We start from the raw sequence: 26,031 nt of genomic DNA, 5'->3' as shown, positions 1-26,031 counted from the left end.
CTCCCCGAAAGGCCTGCTACGAACGGCTAGCGCGGCCGGCCATTTCCGCCAACTGGCGTTGCGGCCGGAAAACGCCTGCTCCGTAAAGACCGGAACAGGCTCAAAGAGACTTGCGCAAATTGACGGCTGGAATCCTCAGCGCCTCGCGATACTTCGCGACGGTGCGTCGCGCAACCACGAAACCCTGTTCAGCCAGCAGTTCGGCTATGCGGCTATCCGAAAGAGGGGATTTGGTGTTCTCGGCTCCTATGAGTTGCTTGATGAGCGCGCGGATCGCGGTAGACGATGCTGCGCCTCCCGTGTCCGTCGATACGTGCGATCCGAAGAAGTACTTAAATTCAAGTGTCCCGAACGGAGTCAGCATGTATTTACCGGTTGTCACACGCGAGACAGTTGATTCGTGTAGGCCCAGCGTATCAGCAATCTCCCTCAAAACCAAGGGGCGCATGGCGATCTCGCCGTGGACGAAAAAGTTCTTCTGACGCTCGACGATAGCCTGCGCCACGCGCAGGATGGTTTCGAAGCGCTGCTGGATGTTCTTGATGAGCCAGCGCGCTTCCTGCAACTGTTGACGCAGCGAGCCGCTGCCCGGGTCGCCCCGGTTGTTGCGCAGGATATTCGCGTACAGATGATTGATGCGCAGCTTTGGCACCACTTCCGGATTCAGTTCTGCGAACCAGTTCTGTCCAGTCTTCTTCACCATGATGTCCGGCACCACGTAGTCGGCTTCGGCCTTGCCGTAAGCCGCGCCCGGGAACGGTTCGAGCGAGCGGATCATCATGTGCGCGTCGCGCAGTTCGTCGTCGCCGGTCTTCAGTTGCTTGCGCAAGCGAGTGAAGTCGCGCGCCGCGAGCAGCTCCAGATGGTTCGACACGATCTCCAGCGCGAGCGTGCGCGTGGGGGACGAATTGACGCGCAGCAGTTGCAGCTTGAGACACTCGGAGGCGGAACGCGCGCCTACGCCGGCCGGGTCGAAACTATGCAGCAATGCGAGTGCCGCGTTCAGTTCGTCGCCGTCGACGTCGAGTTCTTCGGGGATATCGGCAAGAATTTCCTCGCATGTCGTGCCGAGATAGCCGTCTTCGTCGAGCGATTCGATCAGGAACGTAATGAGCGCCCGATCGCGCGGGCTCGCGTTCGTTTCGCGCAACTGCGCCATCAGGTGATCGCGCAGCGTGGTGGTGGATTCGTGAATCTGCAGTGGCGGCAGATCGTCGTCGTCCGAGGCGTTGCCCGAGCGGCCGTAGTCGTCGAGATTCCATTGGCTGGAGTCGCCGTTCGCGTCGCCGCCAAGGCCGTTGTAGTCGTCCACGCCGCGCGGTTCGCCATCGCCGTTGTCGCTTTCGCTGCTCGACGAACTCGAGCCATTGCTTGCGCCCTGCATCGACTCCGGACCCGACGACTGCGGCGGCTGCGCGATGAGCGAGCCATCCGAGGCCACGCGCAGCGGGCTTGCGATCCAGTCGTCGTCGTTTTCGAGCAGCGGGTTCTGCGAGATCGCCGTGGCGACCTCCTGCTGCAGTTCGAGCGTCGACAACTGTAGCAGCCGGATGGACTGCTGCAGTTGTGGAGTGAGCGCAAGATGCTGCGAGAGGCGGAGTTGGAGGCTGGCTTTCATGGCAATGTGCGATTCATTGTAAAGAGTTTGCCACGCTCGCGATACCACGCGACATTCGCGAAAACGCGCGTGCCCCGCCTTGGTGCCGACGGGGCGATGGGGGCGAATTTGGTGCGCAAACAGCGGCGCGCAGACGATGCCGCCGACGCTGCGCGCGCGTGTCGCGCACACACGATAGCGCATCGCGCTCACACGCAACGGCGGGCGGACACAACGGAAAACTCGGGGAAGCGTGGGGCGCGAGGCAGACGGGCGCCCAAGGATACAGCCAGGATACGGAAAGATTCAGCCAGACCGGGTCCGGGCGCGTGCTGCGCCCGGATGGCTGTGTTACATGCGGAAGTGTTCGCCGAGATAGACGCGACGCACGCTTTCGTTTTCGATGATTTCGCCGGGCGCGCCGGCTGCGAGCACGCTGCCGTCGCTGATGATATAGGCGTGATCGCAGATGCCGAGCGTTTCACGTACGTTGTGGTCCGTGATGAGCACGCCGATGTTGCGCTGCTTCAGGAACTTCACGATCTTCTGGATTTCCAGCACGGCGATCGGGTCGACGCCCGCGAACGGTTCGTCGAGCAGAATGAAGCTCGGATCGGTGGCCAGCGCGCGCGCGATTTCCACGCGGCGGCGCTCGCCGCCCGACAGCGACAGCGCCGGGTTCTCGCGCAGATGCGCGATCTGGAGTTCGTCGAGCAAGGCTTCTGCGCGCGTCGTGATGACGTCTTTCGACAGGCGCTTGCCGTTCTCGTCCGTTTGCAGTTCGAGCACCGCGCGGATGTTCTCTTCGACGGTGAGCTTGCGGAACACCGACGCTTCCTGCGGCAGATACGACAGGCCCAGCGCCGCGCGCTTGTGGATCGGCAAGAGGCTGATGGACTGACCGTCGAGGTCGATCTCGCCCGCGTCGAGCGGCACAAGCCCCACGATCATGTAGAACGAGGTGGTCTTGCCCGCGCCGTTGGGGCCGAGCAGCCCGACCACTTCGCCGCTTTTCACGTCGAGCGAGACGTCCTTGACCACGGTGCGCGAGCCATAGCGCTTCTTGAGGTTGCGCACGACGAGCGAACTCGTCTTGCCCGCGGACGGGCGCTGATGGATGGGGGAGGCGGTGGCGATGTTCACTGTTGCGGCGCTTCCTGAAGCTTCGTGGAGGGCGCGAGCGTGGCCGAGGCGCCCGAGAGCGGCTGCACGCCGCCGTTGCGCGGCGACAGCATGGCGCGCACGCGGCCCTTCGGATTGCCCGGACCCGCGACGTCCGAACCCGACTTCGCGGTGTAGAAGTCGTTCTGGCCGTCATAGGTCACGACGCTGCCGTGGACCTGATCCATCACCGTGGACAGACCCTGCAGGCGGCGCACCGTGGCGCGCGTCGTGAGCGTGGTGAGGTCCTGCTTGCCGTCGTAGTCGATGCGCTCGGCCGTGCCGTCGACGTATTCGTCGAGGCCTTCGCGCTTCTGGCGGAAGTAGGCGAGGCTGGCGTCGGGCGTGCCCGGCGCGACCGTGCCGGTGGCGTACTGATAACCCTGCGGATCCTGCGTGACGACGAGCTTGTCGGACTTGATCAGGATCGTGCCCTTGGTGGCGACCACGTGACCGGTGAAGATGGTCTGCTGCTTGAGGTCGTCATAGGTCATGTTGTCCGCTTCGATGTTGAGCGGCTTGTCCTTGTCGGCGCGTTCGGCGTGTGCGGCCGGCGCGAAGCCCGCGAGCGGCAGCGCGAGGGCGAGCGCGCCCAGCGTGGCGAACGCGGCGCGGCGCCAGCGCTCGGCGCGCGGCAAACCGGACAAGAGACGGGGAAGCGAATCGTTCATGCAATCATGCCTTGCGTGGACGGCCCGGGGGATCAGGACGAGCCGCCGGAGTCAGCCGGGGCGATCGCGCCGCGGACGTTGCCGTAGAGCTGGATGACCCGGGTGACGTTGTTGTAGTTCATGCCGTTGGTGGCCGTCATGACCGACAGGCCGCGACGAAGTTTAACCGGCTTTTCGGTCAGGATCACATCGTCGTTCACCAGCACGCGGAAGTGCTCGGAATCAGCCTGCATCTCGGGATCGCCATAGCCGGCGGCGCGCAGGATGCGCGCGTTGTCGTACAGATTGACGATCGAGGCGTCCGAGTTGACCGTGCCGCGCTTGCCGGTGGCCGTGACGACCGGCTTGCCGGGCTGGAACGCGCGCACCGCGGGCATCGTGAGGTCGCTGTCCTGATCGTCCTCGTAATGCACCATATGGGTGGCGGTCAGGCGGTACTGGGTCGCGCCAGACTGATCGAGTTCCGAGACCGAGAAGTTGTCGGCGAAGTAATCGGGCGTATGCGTGAGCGGACGCGGCGCAGCCTCGTTCTCGTGCGGCTTGACGGCCTGGAACAGCCACCAGGTGAAGCCGGCGAGCAATGCCACGCAGACGATCGGAATCAGCGAGGTGAGGCGGAACTTCTGGTTCATCGATGCGCCCCGGCGTCGGGCGAACCGGCCGCGGTTTCAGCCGAGCAGGCGGCCGCGAGCATCGCGTCATAGTGGCCCTGGGCGCGCAGGATCAGGTCGGTGACTTCGCGCACGGCGCCGTGGCCGCCGGTGCGGTCGGTGACCCAGTGGGCGCGCGCGAGCACTTCCGTGTGCGCGTTGGCAGGCGCCGCGCCGAAGCCGCACTGGAGCATCACCGCGAGGTCGGGCCAGTCGTCGCCCATGTAGCCGCATTGCTCGGGCGTGACGCCGGTTTCGGCGAGCAGTTGCCTGAACGCGACGCGCTTGTCCTCGACGCCCTGATACAGATGCGTGATGCGCAGTTCCTTCGCGCGCACGGCGACGATCTCGGACTTGCGCCCGGTGATGATGGCCGTGTCGATGCCGGCTTCGCGCAGCAGCTTGGCGCCGTGGCCGTCGAGCGAATTGAAGTCTTTCATGGTGTCGCCCGCGCCGGTAAACAGCAGGCCGCCGTCGGTGAGTACGCCGTCGACGTCGAAAATCATCAGTCGCACGCGCGCCGCGCGCGCCTTCGCATCAAGCTCGGAAGCCGCCATCAGATCACCTTCTTGGAGAACAGGTCGTGCATGTTGAGTGCGCCGATGAGCACGCCTTCGGCGTCCACCACCAGCATCTGATTGATGCGGTGGCGCTCCATCAGTTCCACGGCTTCGACAGCAAGCTGGTCGGGACCGATCGAGCGCGGGCCGCGGGTCATGACTTCGGTGATCGGCAGATCGCGGAAATCGCCCACGCGCTCAAGCACGCGGCGCAGGTCGCCGTCGGTGAAGATGCCGGCCACGTGGTTGTCGGCGGTGACGATCGCCGTCATGCCCATGCGCCTGGCCGTGAGCTGCATGAGCGCGTCGCGCACCGTGGCGTCGTCGCGCACCTTCGGCACTGCGTCGCCGGTGCGCATCACGTCGCGCACGTAGGTCAGCAGGCGGCGGCCGAGCGCGCCGCCCGGATGCGAGCGCGCGAAGTCGTCGGCGCCGAAGCCGCGCGCGTCGAGCACCGCGACCGCGAGCGCGTCGGACAGCGCGAGCGCCGCCGTGGTGCTGGCGGTCGGTGCGAGATTGAGCGGGCAGGCTTCTTTTTCGACGCCGGCGTCCAGATGAATGTCCGAAAGCTTGCCGAGCGTCGATTGCGGCCGGTTGCCCGTCATGCCGATCAGCTTCGCGCCGATGCGCTTGACGAGCGGCAGGATCGCCACGAGTTCTTCGGATTCGCCGGAATTGGACAGGCCGATGAAAACGTCGTCGGCGGTTACCATGCCGAGGTCGCCGTGGCTCGCTTCGGCGGGATGCACGAAGAAGGCCGGAGTGCCCGTGGAGGCCAGCGTGGCCGCGAGCTTGCGCGCAATGTGGCCCGATTTGCCGATGCCGGAAACGACCACGCGTCCACGGCAACCAAGGATGAGATCGACCGCACCGACGAAGCTGTCGTCGAGCCGGTCGCGAAGTCCGCGCACGGCGTCGGCTTCGATGTCGAGCACGTCGCGAGCGAGCTTCAGCGCCCGGTCGCCATTGATTTTCGCTATCATCCGGGGAGTATAGCAAAGGCGTATGCACGCCGCGCCGGCGCCCCCAGCGGGCGCGGCCTGCGGCGTCACCCCCGGTGCCGCCCTGAGCGGTCCGCCCGGCGGCGCTCGCCGCCCGCCTGGCATTTTCCGCAGTCCCTCGCAGCACTTCCCAATTCGCATTGTTTGCGCCGATCATGGACCCGACCGGCGCGGGCAAAGATTTCCACTGCCGGCCATACGCATTTCGAGATGCGCTTTCGGCAACGCATAAAAGAACGAGGACGCTTCACACGATGATCTCCCCGCTGGAAATGACGTTGTTTCTGCTGCTCGCTTCGGTGGTGGGCGTCGTGCTGTTCCGTTACCTGAATCTGCCGCCGATGCTGGGCTATCTGACGGTCGGCATTCTGGTCGGTCCGCGCGCGCTCGGCATCGTGCCGAACACCGACGGCGCGCAGAACCTGGCGGAATTCGGCGTCGTGTTCCTGATGTTCTCGATCGGGCTGGAGTTTTCGCTCTCCAAGCTGCGCGCGATGCGGCGCGCCGTGTTCGGCCTGGGGCTTTCGCAGGTCGTGGGGACGATCGTGGTGGCGCTCGCGGTCGGCATGGCGCTGGAGCCGTGGGTGCATATCACGTGGCAGGCGTGCGTGGCGCTGGGCGGCGCGCTCGCCATGTCGTCGACGGCCATCGTCAGCAAGATGCTGGCGGAGCGGCTGGAGATCGAATCGGAGCATGGCCGCAATATTCTGGGCGTGCTGCTGTTCCAGGATCTGGCCGTGGTGCCGCTCCTGATCGTGATCGCGGCGTTCGGCGGTTCGTCGAAGTCGCTGATCGAGTCGCTCGGCATGGCCGCCGTCAAGATCGTGCTGGCGCTCGGCATTCTGCTGTTCGTCGGGCAGAAGTTCATGACGCGCTGGTTCAACGTAGTCGCGCGGCGGCGCTCGCAGGAGCTGTTCGTGCTCAACGTGCTGCTCGTGACGCTGGGCGCGGCCTTCATCACCGATAAATTCGGCCTGTCGCTGGCGCTGGGCGCATTCATCGCGGGCATGTTGATCGCCGAAACGCCCTACAGGCATCAGGTGGAAGAGGACATCAAGCCGTTTCGCGACGTGCTGCTGGGGCTGTTCTTCGTGACCACGGGCATGCTGCTCAACCCGCATGTGATCTGGCAGCATCCGTTCATGGTCGGCGCTTTCCTGATCGCGCCGATCGTGCTCAAGGCGGTGCTCATCACGGCGCTCACGCGCCTCTTTGGCGCGTCGCCGGGCGTCGCCATGCGCACGGGCCTGGGCCTCGCGCAGGCCGGCGAATTCGGCTTCGTGCTGCTGAACCTCATTCTGGACAAGCATCTCGTCGATCCCACGCTGCTGCAGGCGATTCTCGCGGCGATGCTGCTGTCGATGCTGGCCGCGCCGTTCCTGATCCAGAACGCCGACCGCATCGTGCTGCGCCTGTCCTCGACCGAATGGATGCAGCAGTCGCTGATGATGACGCGCATCGCCACGCAGAGCATCAAGCAAAGCGGCCACGTGATCGTCTGCGGCTATGGCCGCGCGGGGCAGAACCTGGCGCGCATGCTCGAATACGAGGGCCTCTCGTATGTCGCGCTCGATCTCGACCCGGACCGCGTGGCGGCGGCGGCGGCGGCGGGCGAGTCGGTGGTGTTCGGCGACGCGGCGCGGCGCGAATCGCTGGTCGCGGCGGGCATCCACCGGGCGGCTGCGGTGGCGATCACCTATGCGAACACGCAGTCGGCGTTTCGCGTGCTTCACCACGTCCACGAACTGGAGCCGACGCTGCCCGTGATCGTGCGCACCGTCGACGACGCCGATCTCGAACGCCTGCTGGCGGCGGGCGCGACCGAAGTGATTCCGGAGATCGTGGAAGGCAGCCTGATGCTGGCCTCGCACATGCTGGTGCTGATGGGCGTGCCGATGCGGCGGGTGGTGCGGCGCGTGGAGGAATTGCGCGACGAGCGCTACAGCCTGCTGCGCGGCTATTTCCACGGCACCGACGATGCCGGTGAGGACGGTCACGAGCAGGTGCGGCTACAATCCGTACCGGTCGATCCGCGCGCCGACGCCGTGGGCCGCACGCTGGCCGATCTGGGCCTGTTCGACCTCGGCGTGGAAGTGACGGCGATCCGCCGCCACGGCATCCGCGGCGTGGAGCCGGACCCCTCGACGAAGCTGCGCGAGGCCGACATCGTCGTGCTGCGCGGCCTGCCCGAGCAACTCGCGCTCGCCGAAGAGCGCCTGTCGCGCCACCGCAAGGCTGGAGCGGGCGCGGCGGCCTGAGCCTGACGGGGTTCTGCCCCGTTTTTCGGCCGCTGTCATCGCCGCTATCTTATTTCTGCCTTATTTCTGTTTTCACTCTTGCTACTACCCGGAGACATCATGTCCAACGCACCTGCGAACGCGAGCGCCGATCCTGCGCAGTTCGTACACAGCCTGATTCGCACGGTGCCCGACTGGCCTCAGCCGGGAGTGCAGTTCCGCGACATCACGCCGTTGATCGGCGACCCGAAGGGCCTGCGCGTGCTCATCGACCTGTTCGTCGAACGCTACGTGGGCATGAAGGTCGACTGCATCGCGGGCCTCGACGCGCGCGGCTTCATCATCGGGCCGATCGTCGCGTACGAGCTGAACGTGGGCTTCGTGCCGATCCGCAAGATCGGCAAGCTGCCGTACCGGACCGTGTCGGAAACCTACAAGCTCGAATACGGCGAATCGACCGTCGAGATCCACGAAGACGCCGTCCGCCAGGGGGAGCGCGTCGTGATCGTCGACGATCTGATCGCCACGGGCGGCACCATGCTTGCGGGCAAGCGCCTGCTGGAGCGCCTGGGCGCCACGGTGGTGGAGGGCGCGGCGATCATCGACCTGCCCGACCTGGGCGGCTCGAAGCTGCTCACCGAAGCGGGTCTGCCGCTTTTCACCATCACCTCGTTCGGCGGACATTGATCCCACGGAGGCTCTGAGGCCATGCCCAACTTCGCGCTCTTTCTCGCCACCTCGCTCGCCATCACGTTTGCGCCGGGCCCGGACAATCTCCAGGTGCTCGCGCGCGGCATCTCGCAGGGCCGCGCCGCCGGTCTCGTGGCCGCGCTTGGGTTTGCAGCGGGTGTGACGTTCCATACGACGCTGGCCGCGCTCGGCATTGCCGCCTTGCTGCGCTCGTCGCCGCTCGCGTTCCAGATCCTCAAGCTCGCGGGCGCCGCGTACCTGATCTGGATCGGCGTGAAGGCATTGCGCAGCCAGGGGCTGGCCGCAGCGGGCGAGCGCGCGCGCCAGCCGCTCTCGACGGTTTTTCGCCAGAGCGTGCTGGGCAACGTGATGAACCCGAAGGTGACGCTGTTCTTCGTGGTGTTCCTGCCGCAATTCATCAATACCCACGGCGATCAAAGCGTGACGCTGCAGATGCTCGAACTGGGCGTCGTGTTCATGCTGCAAACCGTCGTGGTGTTCTCGGTGTTCGGTCTGTGCGCGGGCGCCATCGGCGGCTGGCTCAAGCGCCGTCCGCGCGCGGGCGTCTGGCTCGACCGCCTCGCGGGCCTCACTTTCATCGCCATCGGCATGCGCATTGCACTGCGCGACTGACGCCCGATCGACCGATCGACGACCGGAGAGTTTCACAAGATGAGCTTGCCTTGCATCACCGACGCGCGCCGCTTCGACGCTAGCGCGCATCTGCCGTTTTATTTCGGCGACGAACGCGTGGGCTGGATTCGCCGCGCCGACGTCGCGCTGCTCGCGCGCTGGCCCGACGTGTTCAGGATCGTCGATGCCGGACCGGATGCGCGCGTGGCGCTTGCGGCGCAGTTCGACAACGTGACGGCGCGCAGCGCGGCGTTGGGATCGGTGATCGGCGCGCTGGCCGCCGAGGGCCGCATCCCGGGCTGGCGCAACGAAACCTACGCGATCCGCAACGCCTTCGATGCGCCGCCGCTCGCCTTTATCGAGCGCGCCGCCTCGCGCTTCTTCGGCACCCTGACCTACGCGGTGCATCTGAACGGCGTCGTAGAATATACGGCCAGCGAACCGCAGCTATGGATCGCGCGCCGCAGCGACACCAAGGCCACCGACCCCGGCATGCTCGACAACGTCGTGGCGGGGGGGATCGGCTGGGGGCTTGGTGTCGAAGCCACGCTCGCGAAGGAATGCTGGGAAGAGGCGGGCATCGCCGCCGAACTCGCCGCACGCGCGACGCCTGGCCGTACCGTGCATGTTCTGCAGTCGCTGCCCGAGGGCACCCAGGCCGAGCAGATCTTCGTCTACGACCTCGCGCTGCCCGACGATTTCGTGCCGCACAATCAGGACGGCGAAGTGGGCGAGCACCGCCTCGCGCGCATCGAAGAAGCCGCGCGCTGGATCGAGGAAGGCCGCATGACGGTCGATGCGAGTCTCGCGACGCTCGACCTGCTGCTGCGCCGCCAATGGATCGACGAAGACGCGTGCGAGGGCATTGCCGCGATCTTCGAACCACCGACGCTGTGAAAGGGCGCCGGATTTTTCACTAGCCTCAAGCCCTTTTGAATCACCAGGAAATGACGGGAGTTACCAAGGTCATGTCGACCGATCACAGCTTTATTCTCAACCTGTCGTGCGCCGACCGGCCGGGCATCGTGCATGCCGTGTCGGGTTTTCTGTTCGAGCGCGGCAGCAATATTCTCGACTCGGCCCAGTTCGGCGACAGCCACACGGGCGAGTTCTTCATGCGCGTGCACTTCCAGCAGGTGGGCGGCGACCCGGGCCTCGAAGGTCTGCGCGCGGCGTTCGCGCCGCTGGCCGACGAGTTCGGCATGCGCTGGGAGCTGCAGGACGCGAACGTGAAGCCGCGCGTGGTCATCATGGTGTCGAAGATCGGCCACTGCCTGAACGACCTGCTGTTCCGCTACCGCACCGGCCAGTTGCCGATTGAAATCCCCGCGATCATTTCGAATCACAAGGACTTCTATCAGCTGGCGGCGAGCTACAACATTCCGTTCCATCACTTCCCGCTGCTTGGCGGCACGGCGGCCGACAAGGCCGCGCAGGAAGCGCGCGTGCTCGACGTGGTGAACAACGAACGCGCCGATCTGGTGGTGCTCGCGCGCTACATGCAGATTCTCTCGCCGCAACTGTGCGAGGCGCTTGCCGGCCGCGCGATCAACATTCACCACTCGTTCCTGCCGAGCTTCAAGGGCGCGAAGCCGTACTACCAGGCGTTCGACCGCGGCGTGAAGCTGATCGGCGCAACGGCGCACTATGTGACGTCCGACCTCGACGAAGGCCCGATCATCGAGCAGGAAGTCGAGCGCGTGGATCACAACATGACGCCGGACCAGCTCACGGCGATCGGCCGCGACGTGGAGTGCGTGACGCTCGCGCGCGCGGTGAAATGGCATGTCGAGCACCGTATCCTGCTCAACGGGCACAAGACGGTGGTGTTCCGGTGATGTTTCGCTGATCTGGGCGCTGCGCAGTACCGACACAATGGCTCCGAAAAGGGGCCATTGTCTTTTGTCAGAGCATCGCCTAATAATGACTTGTTCACATAGTCATTATCGGCCTAGCATGGGTGATTCCGACAAACGCGCGAAGAGGATACGCATGGAAGCGCATCAGGTTTCCAAGACTGAATTCAAGGCGAAGGCGCTCGAATTCTTTCGTCAGGTCGAAGCTTCCGGCGAGAGCGTGGTCGTCACCGATCACGGTCGGCCGACACTGGAATTGCGGCCCTATCGCAACCTCGAACGCGACCCGCTCGACGTCCTGCGCGGTTCGGTCGTACGTTACGACGGGCCGACGGATCCCATTGAAGTCGACTGGGACGCGGCTCAGTGATCGTCCTCGATACGCACGCGCTCGTCTGGTGGGCCACCGGGGATAAGGAGTTGAGCCGCAAGGCTCGCGCGACGATCGAGCGCGAACTGGATGGCGGTCAGATCGTGGTTTCGGCAATTTCAGGCTGGGAAATCGCGATGCTCGTGCAGCGCGAAAAGCTCGTGCTGACGATGGATGTCGCGACCTGGCTTGCGACCGTAGCGGAGATCGAGGCCGTCCATTTCGTGCCCGTCGATGTGGAGATCGGTCTGAAGTCAGTCGATCTGCCGGGAGAGTTTCATAAGGACCCGGCAGACCGGATGATTGTCGCGACAGCGCGCAAGCTGGCCGCGCCGCTCGTGACGCGTGATGAAAAAATCCGCGCATACGCCCATGTCAAAACGATCTGGTGACGACTTCACCGGACAAAAAAATGGCCCCAAACGGGGCCATTTCTCATTTCTTATTTCCCATTGAGCGACGCGCTGTCTAAACCAGCCGCAGATAAATCAGCTCGCGCTTGATATACGCATAAAAGATGGGCGCGGCGATCACACCCTGGATGCCGAACGCGGCTTCCATCACCAGCATCGCCATCAGCAGTTCCCACGTGCGCGCCTCGATCTGGCCGCCCACGATGCGCGCGTTCAGGAAGTATTCGAGCTTGTGGATCACGATCAGAAACGCCAGCGCCGTCACGGCCGCCGGCAGGCTCACCGTCAGCGCGATGGCGACGATCAGCGTGTTCGAAATCAGATTGCCGATCACCGGCAAGAGGCCCACCACGAAAGTCACTACCACGAGCATCTTCGCGAGCGGCAGCGGCGCGTGGAACACCGGCAGCACGAGCAGCAGGAACAGGCCCGTGAACACCGTATTGATAGCCGAAATCTTCACCTGCGCGAACACGATGCGGCGAAACGCGTCCGCGAAGCGCGACACGCGCGCGACGAACGCGGTCGATAGCGGCAGCCGCGTGGCGTTCTTCTGCGCGCCGATGGCGATGATCGCGCCGATGATCATGCCGATCACGATATGCCCCAGGATGCGCGCGGCGTTCTTGCCGCCCTGGCCGAGCTGCGTGGCGTGCTCGTGCATCAGCGCGAGCGCCTTGAGCTTCATCTGCGCAACGTCCACCGGCAGGTAAGACGCGATGGCCTCGGGAATGCGCGCGCGCGCCTGATCGACGAAGGTCATCATCTGCGCCATGACCTTCTGCACGCTCGGCACGTCGTTCTCGAACTGCTCGATGACGCCTACCGTGAGTCCCGTGAGCACGCCCACGATCACGATCGACACCAGCACCACCGACAGCCAGCGCGCGCGGCTGCTGGACATGCGCCGCTCGATCAGCGGCGAAATGGTGTGCACCAGCTGATAGACGAGCATCCCCGCGAGCAGGGCGCCCAGCAGGTTCAGGTGCAGCACCGTCAGCATGCCGCCGAGCGCGGCCAGATAGCTGCCGATCTCCACCGCCGAGAGCTTCGGCAGGCTCATGTCGCTCGTGAGCCTGACGGGCCGCGGCCGCAGATCGCGCACCTGCTGCTTGTCGTCCGTCGTGTCGGTCGCTTCGTTGCGCTTGGCCATGTTGCGTGTATTCCGTGGGGGCGCGCGGCCCCCGTCCCGTTGTGTGCGCAGCCCGATTGAAGAAACTGCGTTGCTTATTTGCCCGACGCCGTGTCGAGCGCCGCAATCTTGCCGTTCGCGCGCTTGAGCAGCGGCGCGAGATAGCGGCCCGTGAAGCTCGCCTTCGACTTCGCCACCTGCTCCGGCGTGCCTTGCGCCACGATCTGGCCGCCGCCCGCGCCGCCTTCGGGGCCCATGTCCACGACCCAGTCGGCGGTTTTGATTACATCGAGATTATGCTCGATGATCACGACCGTATTGCCCTGATCGCGAAGTCGATGAATCACTTCGAGCAGCAGCGCGATATCGTGGAAGTGCAGACCCGTGGTCGGCTCGTCGAGAATGTAGAGCGTGCGGCCCGTGTCGCGCTTGGACAGCTCCAGCGACAGCTTCACGCGCTGCGCCTCGCCGCCCGACAGCGTGGTGGCCGACTGGCCCAGGCGGATATAGCCCAGGCCCACGTCCAGCAAGGTCTTGAGCTTGCGCGCCACCACCGGCACGGCCTTGAAGAACTCGTAGGCCTGTTCGACCGTCATGTCGAGCACTTCGCTGATGTTCCGGCCCTTGTACTGGATTTCCAGCGTCTCGCGGTTGTAGCGCTTGCCGTGGCAGACGTCGCAGGGCACGTAGACATCGGGCAGGAAGTGCATCTCCACCTTCAGCACGCCGTCGCCCTGGCAGCTTTCGCAACGCCCGCCCTTGACGTTGAACGAGAAGCGGCCCGACTCGTAGCCGCGCTCCTTGGCCGCCGGCACGCCCGCGAACAGTTCGCGGATGGGCGTGAAAAGGCCCGTATAGGTCGCCGGATTCGAGCGCGGCGTGCGGCCGATCGGTGACTGGTCGACGTTGATGACCTTGTCGAAATGCTCCAGGCCCTCGATCGCCTCGAACGGCGCCGGTTCCGCCGACGATCCATACAGATGCTGCGAGACCGCGTGGTACAGCGTGTCGTTGATGAGCGTGGACTTGCCCGAGCCGGACACGCCCGTCACGCAGGTCAAGAGGCCAACCGGCAGGTCGAGCGTGACGTGCTTGAGGTTGTTGCCGTAAGCCTCGACGATGCGCAGATGCCGTTCGTCGGCTTCCTTGCGCTCGTCCGGATAGTCGATGCGGCGCGCGCCCGACAGATATTGCCCGGTCATCGAAGCCGGATCGTTCTCCACCTGGCTGGGCGTACCTTCCGAAATCACCATGCCGCCATGGACGCCCGCGCCCGGCCCCATATCGACGACGTAATCCGCCATGCGGATCATGTCCTCGTCGTGCTCCACGACGATCACCGAATTGCCGAGGTCGCGCAGATGCTTGAGCGTGGAAATGAGGCGGTCGTTGTCGCGCTGATGCAGGCCGATCGACGGCTCGTCGAGCACGTACATCACGCCCGTGAGGCCCGAGCCGATCTGCGACGCCAGACGGATACGCTGGGCCTCGCCGCCCGAGAGCGTTTCGGCGCTGCGATCGAGCGAGAGGTAATCGAGGCCGACGTTATTCAGGAACATCAGCCGCGCGACGATTTCCTTGACCACCTTGTCGGCGATCTCGCGCTTGGCGCCTTCGAGGCGCAGCGTCTGGAAGTAGCCGAGCGAATCGCGCAGCGGCCAGCCGCTCACCTCGTAGATGGCGCGCGCGTCTTCATTCGAACCGATCCGCACAAAGCGCGCCTCGCGGCGCAGACGCGTGCCTTCGCAGTGCGGGCAGGCCTGGTTGTTCTGGTATTTGGAGAGTTCCTCGCGCACCGCGGCCGAATCGGTCTCGCGATAGCGGCGCTCCAGGTTCGGAATGATCCCTTCGAACACATGCTCGCGCACCGAGGTGCGGCCGCGCTCGTTGATGTACGAGAACGGGATTTCCTGCTTGCCCGAGCCATAGAGCAGGATCTTGCGCACTTTCTCCGGCAGGTCCTCGAACGCGGTGTCGATGTCGAAGTCGTAGAACACCGCCAGGCTTTGCAGCATCTGGAAGTAGAACTGGTTGCGCCGGTCCCAGCCCTTCACGGCGCCCGCCGCGAGCGACAGGGACGGATGCGCGACCACCCGCTTCGGATCGAAGAAGGTGATCTGGCCCAGGCCGTCGCACTCCGGGCACGCGCCCATCGGGTTGTTGAACGAGAACAGGCGCGGCTCCAGCTCCGGCAACGAGTACGAGCAGATCGGGCAGGCGAACTTCGAGCTGTACAGATGCTCCTTGTTCGTGTCCATTTCGAGCGCGACGGCGCGGCCTTCGGCTAGACGCAGCGCGGTCTCGAACGATTCCGCGAGGCGCTGCTTCATGTCCGGGCGCACCTTCAGGCGGTCCACCACCACGTCGATGGTGTGGCGCTCGCTCTTCTTGAGCTTGGGCAGCGACTCGACTTCGTAGATCTTCGCTTCGCCTTCGTTGGCCGTGCCGCCGCCCGAGCGCACGCGAAAGCGCACGAAACCCTGCGCCTGCATATCGTCGAAAAGCTCGGCGTGCTCGCCCTTGCGGTCCACGATCACGGGCGCGAGGATCATCAGCCGGGTCTCCTCGGGCAGCGCGAGCGCGGCGTCGACCATCTGCGAGACGCTTTGCGACTCCAGCGCGATCTCGTGATCCGGGCAGTAGGGCGTGCCCACGCGTGCGTAAAGAAGTCGCAGGTAGTCGTGGATTTCGGTGACCGTGCCGACCGTCGAACGCGGATTGTGCGAGGTGGCTTTCTGCTCGATGGAGATGGCCGGTGACAGACCCTCGATCAGGTCGACGTCGGGCTTCTCCATCAGCTGCAGGAACTGGCGCGCGTAGGCCGACAGGCTTTCCACGTAACGGCGCTGGCCTTCCGCGTAAAGCGTGTCGAAGGCCAGCGAGGACTTGCCCGAGCCCGACAGCCCGGTGATCACCACGAGCTTGTGGCGCGGCAGGTCCAGATTGACGTTCTTGAGGTTGTGGGTTCGGGCCCCACGGATACGGATCTGTTCCATGAACCTGCGGGAGAGAGGGAGGCTAAACCTGCTACTATAACGACTTTTCCAGACCGCCGTTACGGCTTGCTGACGGTCTTTGAAAGGGTCCTGACGTGCGCCTGACGCATCCCACGCGGACCCTGCAAGCGAACTGACAGCTCTTGCATGCGACCCAGGCCAACGTGCCGGGCCACGGTCGGCGCCGACGGCGCGCATGACCGGCGGGCAGCGGCGGCCTAATCACAATACGCTCCGATGTCCTCCAACTCTCCCGCTACATCATCACGCATGAGCGCGCCCGAAGTGCGCGCGACCGTGTCGCTTGCCGCGATCTTCGCGCTGCGCATGCTGGGCCTGTTCATGATCATGCCGGTGTTTTCGGTGTACGCGAAAACCATTCCCGGCGGCGACAACGTGCTGCTGGTCGGCATCGCGCTGGGCGCTTATGGCGTCACGCAGTCGCTTCTGTACATCTTCTACGGCTGGATCTCCGACAAGGTGGGGCGCAAGCCCGTGATCGCCGCCGGCCTCGTGATCTTCGCGATCGGCAGCTTTGTCGCGGCGGGCGCGCACGATATGACGTGGATCATCGTCGGCCGGGTGATCCAGGGCATGGGTGCGGTGTCGTCCGCCGTGCTCGCCTTCATCGCCGACCTGACCTCCGAGCAGAACCGCACCAAAGCCATGGCGATGGTGGGCGGCTCGATCGGCCTGTCCTTCGCGGTGGCGATCGTGGGCGCGCCCGTCGTGTTCCACTGGCTCGGCATGAGCGGCCTGTTCACGCTGGTGGGCGTGTTCTCGATCATCGCGGTCGGCGTGGTGCTGTGGGTGGTGCCCGATGCGCCCAAGCCCGTGCACGTGCGCGCGCCGTTTTCCGAAGTCCTGCACAACGTGGAACTGCTGCGCCTGAACTTCGGCGTGCTGGTGCTCCACGCCACGCAGACCGCGCTGTTCCTCGTCGTGCCGCGCCTGCTCGTGGATGCGGGTCTGCCGGTCGCGGCGCACTGGAAGATTTATCTGCCGGTGATGGGCCTGTCTTTCGTGCTGATGGTGCCTGCCATCATCGCGGCGGAGAAGAAGGGCAAGATGAAGGCGGTGGTGGTATCGGCCATTGGGCTTATCCTGATCGGCCAGCTTCTGCTCGGCTCGCTTGCGCATACCATTGCAATCGTGGCGGCCGTGCTTTTCGTGTACTTCCTCGGCTTCAATATTCTGGAGGCGTCGCAGCCTTCGCTGGTGTCGAAGCTCGCGCCGGGCACCCGCAAAGGCGCGGCCACGGGTGTTTACAACACGACGCAGTCGATCGGGCTGGCGCTTGGCGGCGTGGTGGGCGGCTGGATGCTCAAGCACGACGGCGCAAGCGCGGTGTTCTACACCTGCTCGGGGCTGGTGGCGTGCTGGCTTATAATCGCGGCCAATATGAAGACCCCGCCCAAACGCGCGGAGGCCAGGCAGGCATAAGCGCAGGCTTGACTGTATAGAAGCGAAAGCGCGCCCCATCGTGCAGTCAGGCGCGCTTCGTACTTAAACTCGCAGCAACACATTTCGCGGAGGCGGTCCGCGCCCGGCAGTCGCACAATGACTGCAACGCGTGCGTGAACCGCGCGGCCGCTCCTCGCAACTGAATCAACAGGAGAATTTCATGGCATCCGTGAACAAGGTGATCCTCGTCGGCAACCTCGGCGCCGAGCCGGAAGTGCGCTATCTGCCGAGCGGCGACGCCGTGGCGAACATCCGCCTCGCGACGACCGACCGCTACAAGGACAAGGCGTCCGGCGAGTTCAAGGAAATGACCGAATGGCATCGCGTGGCGTTCTTCGGCCGTCTGGCCGAAATCGTCTCGGAATACCTGAAGAAGGGTTCGTCGGTGTATATCGAAGGCCGCATCCGCACGCGCAAGTGGCAGGCGCAGGACGGCACCGACCGTTACTCGACGGAAATCGTCGCGGATCAAATGCAGATGCTGGGCGGCCGCAGCGGCGGCGCGCCGGCGGGCGGCGACATGGGCGACGACGGTGGCTACAGCAGCCGTGAAAGCGCCCCGCGCGGCGGTGGCCGTGCCTCGGGTGGCGCTGGCGGCGGCGCTCCGCGTTCGAGCGGTGGCGGCGCAAGCAGCGGCGGCGGCCGTCCGAGCGCGCCGGCTGGCGGCGGCTTCGACGAAATGGACGACGATATTCCGTTCTAGAAGCTACTTTGCGGTTTTTTTGTTGATAGAGGCCCGCTCTCCCCTTGGAGGCGGGCTTTTTCTTTACCCACACTTTGTTTTGTGTTTTAGTAGGGGTAGTGTCCAACTACTACTTGGTTAAAACGGTGGGTAGATGACGAGATTCGTTGCAAAGCGCGTCAGGTTTCGGAACGGAGAGCGCCACTCCGTCCTGAGCAGACCCGGGAGCCTTCCGGTCCATGAGGCTTCCCTCTATCTGGCCAAGTACCGCAAACGCGGTCGAGCTGCCAACACGATTCATGCTGTGTGCATGGTGCTGGCATTGTTGTACAGAGAGTTGGCCAAGACCGACATCAATTTGCTCGTGCGATTTCGCCAGGGTCGATTTCTGACGGTACCCGAGCTCAACCGGTTAGCCGAAGCGGCTCAATACCGGGTGGACGACCTGTCCTACGAAGACGCGGACGGCCCAGGTGATTCCAAAATCATTGATATCAGGCGAATCCGCATGCGTCGAAGCGCGGCAATCGTCGAAGTCAACGCGGTTGCCGTGGCCACTCAAGCCTCGCGGCTTCGATATATGGCGGATTTCCTGGATTTCCTGTCGACATATGTAGGTTCGACGCTGCCGGCGGTCCAGCGAAAGGAACTGGCGCTTGAAAGCGCGGGCGCGCTCAAGGCGTTTCTGGCGCAAGTGCCCAGAGTTTCCAGGCGCGCGAAGCTCGGTGCCCGGGAGGGCCTTTCCAAGGAAGACCAGGATCGGCTTCTCAAGGTGATTAATCCTGACTCGCCTGACAATCCGTGGCAGCGGGGTTTTGTCCGCCATCGGAACTGGCTCATTGTTGTGCTCCTGCTCGCTACTGGCATGCGTCGAGGCGAACTGCTGGGCCTCCAGATTCGGGACCTTGACCAGCGTCTGCCCAAGCTGCGCATCCTCCGACGGGCCGATGCAAGTGAGGATCCTCGCCGCATACAGCCAAACACGAAAACCAACGACCGAGAGGTCGAGTTGCGACCGGCCATTATGCGGGCCGTCTGGGGCTACATTAACGACCGCAGAAGGAAAATCAAGGCCGCTCGCAAGCACCCACAGCTCATCGTCGCAGATGACGGCCAGCCGTTGTCTTTGCAGAGCATCGACAAGATATTCCGTCAGCTTCGCGAGGCGTGCCCGGGCTTGCCCGTCACGCTGACGAGCCATGTAATGCGTCACACGTGGAACGAGCGCTTTTCTGAGCAAGCTGAACTGTTGGGGCTGACGGACGCCGTCGAAGAGAAGGCGCGCAATGAACAGCAAGGGTGGGCCGATAACTCGAAATCCGCTGCAACCTATACCCGCCGCCACGCCAGCCGTAAAGGTCGTGAACTCGCCCTGAAACTGCAAGAACAACTCGATGTCCCAGACAACTGAAATCCACTCATCCACCGCGCTTGTCATCCCGTTGTCCACGCGTGTTTTTACGCGCAGTGGGAGCAGCTTTGACCCACGAGAGGACGTCTGGGAGTGGGTCGATGGCCCGTTCAACGCGCGCATCGACTTTAGTCGGTACACCGGCAACTTCAAAGCGTTCGTACCTGCGCTCAAGCGAGCTCTGCTTCCCTTTGTGAAGGGGCACTCGTCCGCGCACGTCTTGAATCTAAATCAGGCGTTCTCCCACTTCACCGATGCCGTGCAGGCATGTCAGGAAGGGACGATTGGGGCGCAACATATTTCCAATTACGCGGCCAAACTGGGCGTTCACGAAATCGGGCGGCTCGGCACGCTAAACGGGCTGCTACAAAAATGGGTTGACCTCGGTCTGCCCGGGGTCGAGCCGGAGTGCGCTACGTACTTGCTGGAGCGGCGGAAGCCCGGCAACAAGAAGGGCGAAGCGGTCAGGACGCGGGATCCAGTCGCAGGGCCTCTGAGCGAGGAGGAGTACACCGCACTGCACTCGGCGGTCAACGCTGCCTATGGGCGTGGTGCATTAGCGTTGTGGACACTTCTGCTTGTTAGGCTGCTCCTGGCGTGCGGCGGCCGTATCTCTCAATATGCCTCACTCAAGCTATGCGACTTTGAGAGCTCCACGTCGGTGCTCAGCCTTCCGCAGGCCAAGACGGGTTTGGAGCACACGCGAAGCAGCTTTCTTCCATTTGACATCAGCCCACAGACTGGTCGGCTCATCACGGAGTACAAACGTGGCTTGCAGGCAGAGGGTTACGCCGACAACTCCGCCTTCTTCCCGCAGACCCTGGTTATGCCTCGAGGACCCCGCAAACAACTTCGGGCCGTTGACGACCTGTTTTACGGACATTGCACTCCGGAAGCGCTGTCGGGCCGGTTCAAGATCCTCATGGAGGACGTCGCACCACCAACTTCCCGCCTTGACTTTGCGCCGATGCCTCTGACGCCAAAGAGGTTTCGGTACACGTTTGGCACCCGGCTGGCCGAAGAGGGGGCAAGCAAAGTGCACATTGCGGAACGTCTGGGTCACGTGGACCTGCAGCAAGTGGATGTGTACGTCGCCGCCACCCCCAGGATCGTTGGGAACATTGACCGGACTATGGGACCTTTACTCATCCCGCTTGCCCAGGCGTTTAAAGGGCAAGTCGTGGAGGATGAGCAGCACGCCACTCACAAGGGAGCCTCAGGCAGCCGGATCATTGACTTCCGAGTTTCGAAGGACCCTGTAGGCAGTTGCGCTGGCAAGGGGAAAGGCTGTGCGCTCAACAAGCCGGTTGCCTGTTACGCGTGCTTCCGGTTCGAGCCGTGGCTCGACGCTCCGCACGAGAAGGTGCTTGCACGCCTGGAGTCTGAACGGGAAAACTGGTCGACTGACGACCGGATGGCGGCGGTGAACGATGAACCCATCCGGGCTGTCAAGGAGGTCATCGCGCTTTGCGCCCAGATTTGGCAGCAGCGGTCTGAACAGGAATCGGAGACTGCGTCTTGACCGCTCCAGTCCTCAACTTCACACCTCAGGCCGAACTGGAGCCTTTGGCTAACATCGAGGCCTTCATAGCGCTTTGTAGGGACTCGGACGTGCTGGGCGCCCGGAAGCAGTTTGATAAGAGCGTTTGGGATCTCGGATACTTTAAAGGACAGAACAAGGTAAATCGGGGTGTGTTCAGCACCCTAGAAGCGTGCCGAGAAGACAAGTCTGAGCCGAGCCTGCCCCAGCCGTTTCTGGATTTTGCGAAAGCGACTCTGGTCTACCTTCAAGACAAGCGGCCGGTGACGTCCCAAGCTCAGCGCATTGCCGCTCTTCGATGTCTTGAGGCAGCCTTGCGGGAGTCGAACAAGGGTTCGCGCCCCACGGCCATCGACGAAACGGTGCTCGATAGCGCGGTGGTCCTTGCGAGGCAGAAAGTCTCGCCGGCGGTGGCCTATCGGACGGCCGGGCAACTGCAAATCATCGCTGAGTTTATGTGTAAAAAGGAGTTCATTCGCCTTCGTCAACGATGGGTGCATGGATTCAAAAAGCCCCGGGAAATAGGGTCCTCACATGCCCGGAGCGCCTGGCTTACTGTGCCGTGATTCCATGGCCCTGATGCGCACGAACGAAATGCACTCGCAAAAGGCAACATACCTTTGTATGTTCAGTTGCGTTGATTACGGTGTTCTCACGAACCACTATGGGGCTCGCGAGGGGCGACTCTCCATTTTTGAGCGGTTCAAATACACAGAGGATGACGGCTCTCCCATCGAGCTTCAAAGTCATAACTTGCGCCATTACCTGAACATGCTGGCCCAGACGGGAGGGCTGAGCAGCGCCGAAATTGCCATCTTTTCCGGCCGAAAAGACGTAAAGCAGAACCGTGCCTACGACCATATGAGCTCAGATGAGGTTCAAGCTCCAATCAGTCAGGCCTTGAAGGGCGGGTTTACCAAAGAATTGGAACCTGTCTTTGGTTCCGGGCGCGATCTGTTTACGCGCAGCGAGTTCAAAGGCTTGGGACTCAGTGCGGCACATACGACGCAGTACGGGTGGTGTGCTCACGACTTCGCGAGCGAACCGTGCCAGATGTATCGCGATTGCATTAACTGCGAGGAGCAAGAATGTATTAAGGGAGAGGCGCAGAAAGAAGCGAACCTCCGGATGCTTAAGAGCGAGACCGAGTATCTGCTGGCGCAGGCTCGGGAAGCACTGAGCGAAGAGGAGTACGGCGCTGATACCTGGGTCAAGCACCAGTTGGTCACCCTCGAACGAGTCAACGCCCTCCTGTCGATTCTGGAGGACCCGGCGGTACCCGCCGGGGCGCGAATTCGGCTGGACGTGACCAACGCTCCGCTTATCACTAAGGACAATGTCCACCCTGTCAGGTTTATCACGACCACGCGGCGGAGGGCTCTATCATGAAAAAGAACCGGGCGCCGGACTTAACCGCCGAGCGGATTTCCGCAATCGTTGAAACGTTGGATGCGTGGAAGGGTAAGCTCACATGGGAGCTCTTGCTGGATGCAGTTGAGACGTCCACAGGTTACCGTTATTCCCGCTTCACGTTCGCCGAATATCCGGAGATTGCCAACGCCTTCTCGCTCAGGAAGGATGCCTTGCGCGGTACTTTGACACGTGAACGAAGCCAGCCTCGGGACGAGCGGGTTCGCGCGGCTCTGGCGCAGGCTGACCGCTACAAGGCAAAAGCCGAACGGCTGGAAGCGGAAAACCAACTGCTGACTGAGCAGTTCGTAACGTGGGCGATTAACGCCGAGCGCAAGGGTGTCACGATGGAGATGCTGAATGCCCCGCTCCCAAAGCCGGAGCGCGACCGGTCGAAAGGGGCCAGGTGATGGCGAGCGGGCGGCAGGTAGCAGACGAACGCGTAAATCTTAGAGCGCGAAGCCGTTCGGCACTGAAACGCCAAGGACTCGGTTATCGGGGATTCTGGACGCGTTGCCGCCGACCCATTCTCGTATTGAGATGCTATACGTGAGCGAGTTAGGCTCGTGCGGAAATTGACGTCTCGTCAATGAGTTGTTGTCGTTGCCGCTTACGCTCGGCGCGCCGATTTCTCGCAATCCTCCAGCAGCGATGCCGGGTCGACGCCCAGAGCGTCTGCGATACGCTCAATGTTGTAGATGGTCACGTTCTTTTCGCTGCGCTCCAGCATTCCAACATACGTACGATGGACGCCAGCCCTCTCGGCAAGGGCCTCTTGCGAGAGATCTAACTCGATGCGTTTTCGCCGAACATTAGCAGCGAATATGGCAACCAGGCGACATTGGGAGGAAGCAACGGACATCCATTGAATATCCGTCGTTGCATACTATGATTCTACATACTAAGATTAGCATTTTTGCGGTGCGCGCCAAGTGCGAGTCGTTCGGCACTCGTACTCATGGCAGACACCCAGCACACCCATGCTTTTGACTCAGACGACTTGGGAAGAAAAAAATCCCGTACGTCGAAAACTATTCAGCCCTTTCACCGCTTTTCGATGCGTGGCCGTCTCAAGCGAATCCCCTTGCTTCCTAATTCAGCACACCCGCGAGGACTTCAAAGAGGATCTGCCACCCGTCGCCACTTACCTTGTGACGAAGCCCGAGGACGCTCTCGAAGTAGTGTCGCAACTCGAAGGTGGGCACAGCCATGTCTATGCATTTCAGACTCAATTAATTGGGGACGAGCGGTGTGTCATGAGTGCGATTACAGATATCAAGAGCTATTGTGAAGACGGCATGACTTGGTTTTCATATGTGACCACAAATGGCACCGTTACTCCTTGCCTCCCGTGGCAGCCTCGTGCAAGTTCCGACCACCAATTGAAAGTTGAGTGGTCGTCAAAGCGATAGCTTGGAGTCAAAGACCGTGTCGGCGATCGAGTTCCGTGACGAACTGCTTGAAATGGGATGGCCAGACGATCTCTGGGTTGCCGAGCTGGTCGGCGAAGTGCCCGGCCCGGAAGCCACAACCTCTGCGATCCGGGCGCAAGCGAGCGGTGACCTGCTGGGAGTGTGGTCTGCGCCTCGGCATTGCTTCCTCTACCCTGACTTCCAGTTCGACCGCATGGGGGCAATACGAAAGGACGTTGCCGGACTCCTCGCGGTCCTGCCCAGCGAAGACGATCGCGGAGGCTGGAGGCGGACGTTCTGGCTCTATTCGCCGCATGCTTTGCTTGATGACCGGACGCCCGCCGAGACCTTTATTGACGATCCGGCGAGGGTGATCGCTGTTGCGCGAGAGGAATTTCTGGGCGACTGCGAGGCGACTTGGTGAGATTTCAACCAGCCCCTACGGGCCTGCGCTGCCGGCAGGATGGACAAAGGAGCGCAACATGACGACGATTGCACGGCGTCTTTTCCCACGCGCCCAGGATAGAGAGGCCCTCATCGCGCTGTCGGCAGTGTTGGCCGGGGCCATCGGGTCGATCGCCACGCTGGTCACCGTCGCCATGATGATGGCTGGGCGCTGAGCGCGAGCATTGCAAGGTAACGGCGAAAGCGGAACAGGTGACGCGACGTGTGAGTCGGTCCAGTGCCATGCGTAAGGCAATCTAGGTCCGATAGATAGTCCGGTCTGAATAATTCGCTTTCGGCGTGTCACAGCCGGACGTAATTTCCCCAGAAGTGTCGAAGCGAAATTCCCCAACCCTGCTCGGACGGTGATCAGCCGGTGATGTGATCGGATGAGCTCGTTCGAGGACGGCCCGGGCGCCGACGAATTGGTTCACCTTGCTGAAACAACTGGGCTTCAAGGGTGAGTGATCAGCGCCCCGACGCTAACAGGATGGAGCATCCAGATGTTTGAGGATGCTCTCTCCGATCACCTGTCCCAGACGAACCGGCACAGCGTTGCCTATCAGTCGCCCAACCGCCTTGATTTCAGCGGTGTCTCCCGGGGCGACGAAAGCGTAATTGCGTGGGAAAGTCTGCAGGAGTGCACCCTCCCGCAATGAGATCGCTCTGTCCTGTATAGGATGTCCAAATCGGCCGTTGCCGAATCCGAAGAATTGGGTGGTAATCGTCGGGGATGGCTTGTCCCATTCCATGCGTCCATACACGGAGGGAAAGCTTTGGCCCGACTCTTCCTTGTGGCAATCAGCGATGAGCTCTTCTGCCCAAGTCTTCCATGACCCTCCGGGAACGGACGCGCGAACCCGGGCGAGGTTCTTCTCGCTCAACCTGGAGCATGTATGCATCGCATCGTCATCGTGGGTTTCCCCCGCAGCCAATTCTGGCAACTGCCCGATGACATCCCTGACGGTGCGGCGTCGATCTTTGCGCGCGTCGCGATCGCGCAATCTGATGTCCCCAAGGCGCGAAGCAAGTAGGACGAGTCTCTTGCGGTCCTGAGGAATTCCATAATCGGTGCATGCGACGACCCGAACCGACACTTCGTATTCGGCGTCCTTGAGGATGCGCAAGAATCGTTTGAAGACGGCGTGCTGCCTGACCTTCGGAACGTTCTCCATCGTCACTATGTCGGGTAAAGTCTCCTCAATGATGCGGCCAAATTCGCCCAACATTGACCATCTTCGATCCGTGCTTTCTGTCTTCCCTAAGCTATAGCTTGAGAAAGGCTGACACGGCGCACATCCCGCCAGGATGGTGACTTCGGCCCCCTTGAACTGCGCAGCGATTTCGTCTCCGGTAATAGATGAAATGTCGCGTTCGTAAAAAACGGTGCCGCGGTTGTTTCTCTCATAAGGCCAGCGACATTTCGGGTCAAGGTCGTAGCCCGCTACGACTTTGATTCCGGCCTTCCGTAGACCATGGGTCAGGCCACCGGCGCCACAGAATAAATCTATCGCCACTGCGTTCATAAAATGACGGAATTTTTCATATTGTGAAATTTCTGCCAATTGGCGAGTTTGCTTTAACGAGATTTTACCGGCCTGGCGCATTCTGTCAGCAAGAATTCGGCGTTTATGTGCTGTCGGCGGATACCTCAGCCGACCGGCTGCGAAGTTCGCTCAACCAACGCCAACTGTCGAATAC

The 26,031-nt window shown here is 62.7% G+C and carries 26 protein-coding genes; 16 read left to right on the top strand and 10 right to left on the bottom strand.

All coding sequences use genetic code 11. From position 1 onward, the window contains the following. Positions 1-100: 100 nt before the first annotated feature. The 6 genes from B0G62_RS03095 to kdsD form a co-directional block, all read right to left on the bottom strand. Positions 101-1,618, bottom strand: a complete 1,518-nt coding sequence (locus B0G62_RS03095) for an RNA polymerase factor sigma-54 (RefSeq protein WP_103702932.1) — start codon at positions 1,616-1,618, stop codon at positions 101-103. Positions 1,619-1,948: 330 nt separating this feature from the next. Next, the gene (lptB, locus tag B0G62_RS03090) at positions 1,949-2,716 is read right to left on the bottom strand and encodes an LPS export ABC transporter ATP-binding protein (protein WP_103702930.1); all 768 of its coding nucleotides are present in this window, start codon (positions 2,714-2,716) and stop codon (positions 1,949-1,951) included. A 20-nt stretch (positions 2,717-2,736) separates the two neighbouring features. Beyond that, the gene (gene lptA / locus B0G62_RS03085) at positions 2,737-3,429 is read right to left on the bottom strand and encodes a lipopolysaccharide transport periplasmic protein LptA (protein ID WP_103702385.1); all 693 of its coding nucleotides are present in this window, start codon (positions 3,427-3,429) and stop codon (positions 2,737-2,739) included. A gap of 32 nt (positions 3,430-3,461) precedes the next feature. Continuing rightward, the gene (gene lptC, locus B0G62_RS03080) at positions 3,462-4,061 is read right to left on the bottom strand and encodes an LPS export ABC transporter periplasmic protein LptC (RefSeq protein WP_103702383.1); all 600 of its coding nucleotides are present in this window, start codon (positions 4,059-4,061) and stop codon (positions 3,462-3,464) included. Continuing rightward, the gene (locus B0G62_RS03075; protein ID WP_103702381.1) at positions 4,058-4,636 is read right to left on the bottom strand and encodes a KdsC family phosphatase; all 579 of its coding nucleotides are present in this window, start codon (positions 4,634-4,636) and stop codon (positions 4,058-4,060) included. The genes lptC and B0G62_RS03075 overlap by 4 nt, the downstream gene beginning before the upstream one ends. After that, a complete protein-coding gene (kdsD, locus tag B0G62_RS03070) occupies positions 4,636-5,622 on the bottom strand; it encodes an arabinose 5-phosphate isomerase KdsD (protein WP_103702379.1) in 987 nt (328 codons plus the stop codon). Before kdsD ends, B0G62_RS03075 begins: the two co-directional genes overlap by 1 nt. A 272-nt stretch (positions 5,623-5,894) precedes the next feature. Here kdsD and B0G62_RS03065 point away from each other — a divergent pair, with 272 nt between their 5' ends. The 7 genes from B0G62_RS03065 to B0G62_RS03035 all read left to right on the top strand — a co-directional run bounded on the left by B0G62_RS03065 (position 5,895) and on the right by B0G62_RS03035 (position 11,818). Continuing rightward, a complete protein-coding gene (locus B0G62_RS03065) occupies positions 5,895-7,898 on the top strand; it encodes a monovalent cation:proton antiporter family protein (protein ID WP_103702377.1) in 2,004 nt (667 codons plus the stop codon). Positions 7,899-7,997: 99 nt separating this feature from the next. Beyond that, positions 7,998-8,564, top strand: coding sequence for an adenine phosphoribosyltransferase (locus B0G62_RS03060; protein WP_103702375.1), 567 nt, complete (start codon positions 7,998-8,000; stop codon positions 8,562-8,564). A gap of 21 nt (positions 8,565-8,585) precedes the next feature. Further along, complete coding sequence (locus B0G62_RS03055; protein WP_103702373.1) at positions 8,586-9,200, top strand: LysE family translocator; 615 nt, start codon at positions 8,586-8,588, stop codon at positions 9,198-9,200. Positions 9,201-9,239: 39 nt separating this feature from the next. After that, positions 9,240-10,097, top strand: a complete 858-nt coding sequence (locus B0G62_RS03050) for an NUDIX hydrolase (RefSeq protein ID WP_103702371.1) — start codon at positions 9,240-9,242, stop codon at positions 10,095-10,097. 71 nt (positions 10,098-10,168) lie between these two features. Continuing rightward, on the top strand, positions 10,169-11,038 hold the full coding sequence (purU, locus tag B0G62_RS03045) for a formyltetrahydrofolate deformylase (RefSeq protein WP_103702369.1): 870 nt from the start codon (positions 10,169-10,171) through the stop codon (positions 11,036-11,038). Between the two features lie 154 nt (positions 11,039-11,192). Further along, entirely contained in the window at positions 11,193-11,426 is a 234-nt protein-coding gene (locus B0G62_RS03040) for a type II toxin-antitoxin system Phd/YefM family antitoxin (protein WP_103702367.1), read from the top strand. Then, the gene (locus B0G62_RS03035) at positions 11,423-11,818 is read left to right on the top strand and encodes a type II toxin-antitoxin system VapC family toxin (RefSeq protein WP_103702365.1); all 396 of its coding nucleotides are present in this window, start codon (positions 11,423-11,425) and stop codon (positions 11,816-11,818) included. Before B0G62_RS03040 ends, B0G62_RS03035 begins: the two co-directional genes overlap by 4 nt. A gap of 76 nt (positions 11,819-11,894) precedes the next feature. Here B0G62_RS03035 and B0G62_RS03030 read toward each other — a convergent pair whose 3' ends face one another. Together B0G62_RS03030 and uvrA are read right to left on the bottom strand one after the other, a co-directional pair. Continuing rightward, on the bottom strand, positions 11,895-12,992 hold the full coding sequence (locus tag B0G62_RS03030) for an AI-2E family transporter (protein ID WP_103702363.1): 1,098 nt from the start codon (positions 12,990-12,992) through the stop codon (positions 11,895-11,897). A gap of 74 nt (positions 12,993-13,066) precedes the next feature. Next, positions 13,067-15,967 carry an excinuclease ABC subunit UvrA gene (gene uvrA / locus B0G62_RS03025; RefSeq protein ID WP_103702361.1) on the bottom strand — a complete coding sequence of 967 codons (2,901 nt, stop codon included), beginning with the start codon at positions 15,965-15,967 and terminating at the stop codon, positions 13,067-13,069. 270 nt (positions 15,968-16,237) lie between these two features. Between uvrA and B0G62_RS03020 the strand changes: the two genes are divergently transcribed. From B0G62_RS03020 to B0G62_RS02995, 7 genes are all read left to right on the top strand, one after another. Continuing rightward, a complete protein-coding gene (locus tag B0G62_RS03020) occupies positions 16,238-17,410 on the top strand; it encodes an MFS transporter (protein ID WP_103702359.1) in 1,173 nt (390 codons plus the stop codon). 181 nt (positions 17,411-17,591) lie between these two features. After that, a complete protein-coding gene (locus B0G62_RS03015; RefSeq protein ID WP_103702358.1) occupies positions 17,592-18,134 on the top strand; it encodes a single-stranded DNA-binding protein in 543 nt (180 codons plus the stop codon). A 289-nt stretch (positions 18,135-18,423) separates the two neighbouring features. Beyond that, positions 18,424-19,524 carry a tyrosine-type recombinase/integrase gene (locus B0G62_RS03010; RefSeq protein ID WP_244193084.1) on the top strand — a complete coding sequence of 367 codons (1,101 nt, stop codon included), beginning with the start codon at positions 18,424-18,426 and terminating at the stop codon, positions 19,522-19,524. Next, entirely contained in the window at positions 19,508-21,046 is a 1,539-nt protein-coding gene (locus B0G62_RS03005) for a site-specific integrase (RefSeq protein ID WP_103702354.1), read from the top strand. The genes B0G62_RS03010 and B0G62_RS03005 overlap by 17 nt, the downstream gene beginning before the upstream one ends. After that, positions 21,043-21,630: a hypothetical protein gene (locus tag B0G62_RS32050; RefSeq protein ID WP_244193083.1), complete on the top strand. Its 588-nt coding sequence runs from the start codon at positions 21,043-21,045 to the stop codon at positions 21,628-21,630. Before B0G62_RS03005 ends, B0G62_RS32050 begins: the two co-directional genes overlap by 4 nt. A gap of 4 nt (positions 21,631-21,634) precedes the next feature. Continuing rightward, positions 21,635-22,453 (top strand): hypothetical protein, encoded by an 819-nt coding sequence (locus B0G62_RS32045; RefSeq protein WP_244193082.1) that lies wholly within the window; start codon positions 21,635-21,637, stop codon positions 22,451-22,453. Continuing rightward, entirely contained in the window at positions 22,450-22,884 is a 435-nt protein-coding gene (locus tag B0G62_RS02995; RefSeq protein ID WP_103702352.1) for a hypothetical protein, read from the top strand. Before B0G62_RS32045 ends, B0G62_RS02995 begins: the two co-directional genes overlap by 4 nt. Positions 22,885-23,084: 200 nt before the next feature. Here B0G62_RS02995 and B0G62_RS02990 read toward each other — a convergent pair whose 3' ends face one another. Further along, on the bottom strand, positions 23,085-23,336 hold the full coding sequence (locus tag B0G62_RS02990; RefSeq protein WP_103702350.1) for a helix-turn-helix domain-containing protein: 252 nt from the start codon (positions 23,334-23,336) through the stop codon (positions 23,085-23,087). Positions 23,337-23,902: 566 nt separating this feature from the next. Here B0G62_RS02990 and B0G62_RS02985 point away from each other — a divergent pair. Further along, the gene (locus B0G62_RS02985; RefSeq protein ID WP_244193081.1) at positions 23,903-24,310 is read left to right on the top strand and encodes a hypothetical protein; all 408 of its coding nucleotides are present in this window, start codon (positions 23,903-23,905) and stop codon (positions 24,308-24,310) included. A gap of 58 nt (positions 24,311-24,368) precedes the next feature. Further along, positions 24,369-24,506, top strand: a complete 138-nt coding sequence (locus B0G62_RS31530; RefSeq protein WP_167401172.1) for a hypothetical protein — start codon at positions 24,369-24,371, stop codon at positions 24,504-24,506. Positions 24,507-24,812: 306 nt separating this feature from the next. On the opposite strand, the gene B0G62_RS02980 is transcribed toward B0G62_RS31530, so the two are convergent. After that, complete coding sequence (locus tag B0G62_RS02980; RefSeq protein WP_244193080.1) at positions 24,813-25,937, bottom strand: DNA cytosine methyltransferase; 1,125 nt, start codon at positions 25,935-25,937, stop codon at positions 24,813-24,815. Positions 25,938-26,031: the final 94 nt, after the last annotated feature.

This window comes from Paraburkholderia eburnea (assembly GCF_002917095.1).
In the GTDB taxonomy this organism is placed as follows: domain Bacteria; phylum Pseudomonadota; class Gammaproteobacteria; order Burkholderiales; family Burkholderiaceae; genus Paraburkholderia; species Paraburkholderia eburnea.
Note: the sequence above shows the minus strand (reverse complement) of the source record. Positions and strands in the feature narration are given on the sequence as shown.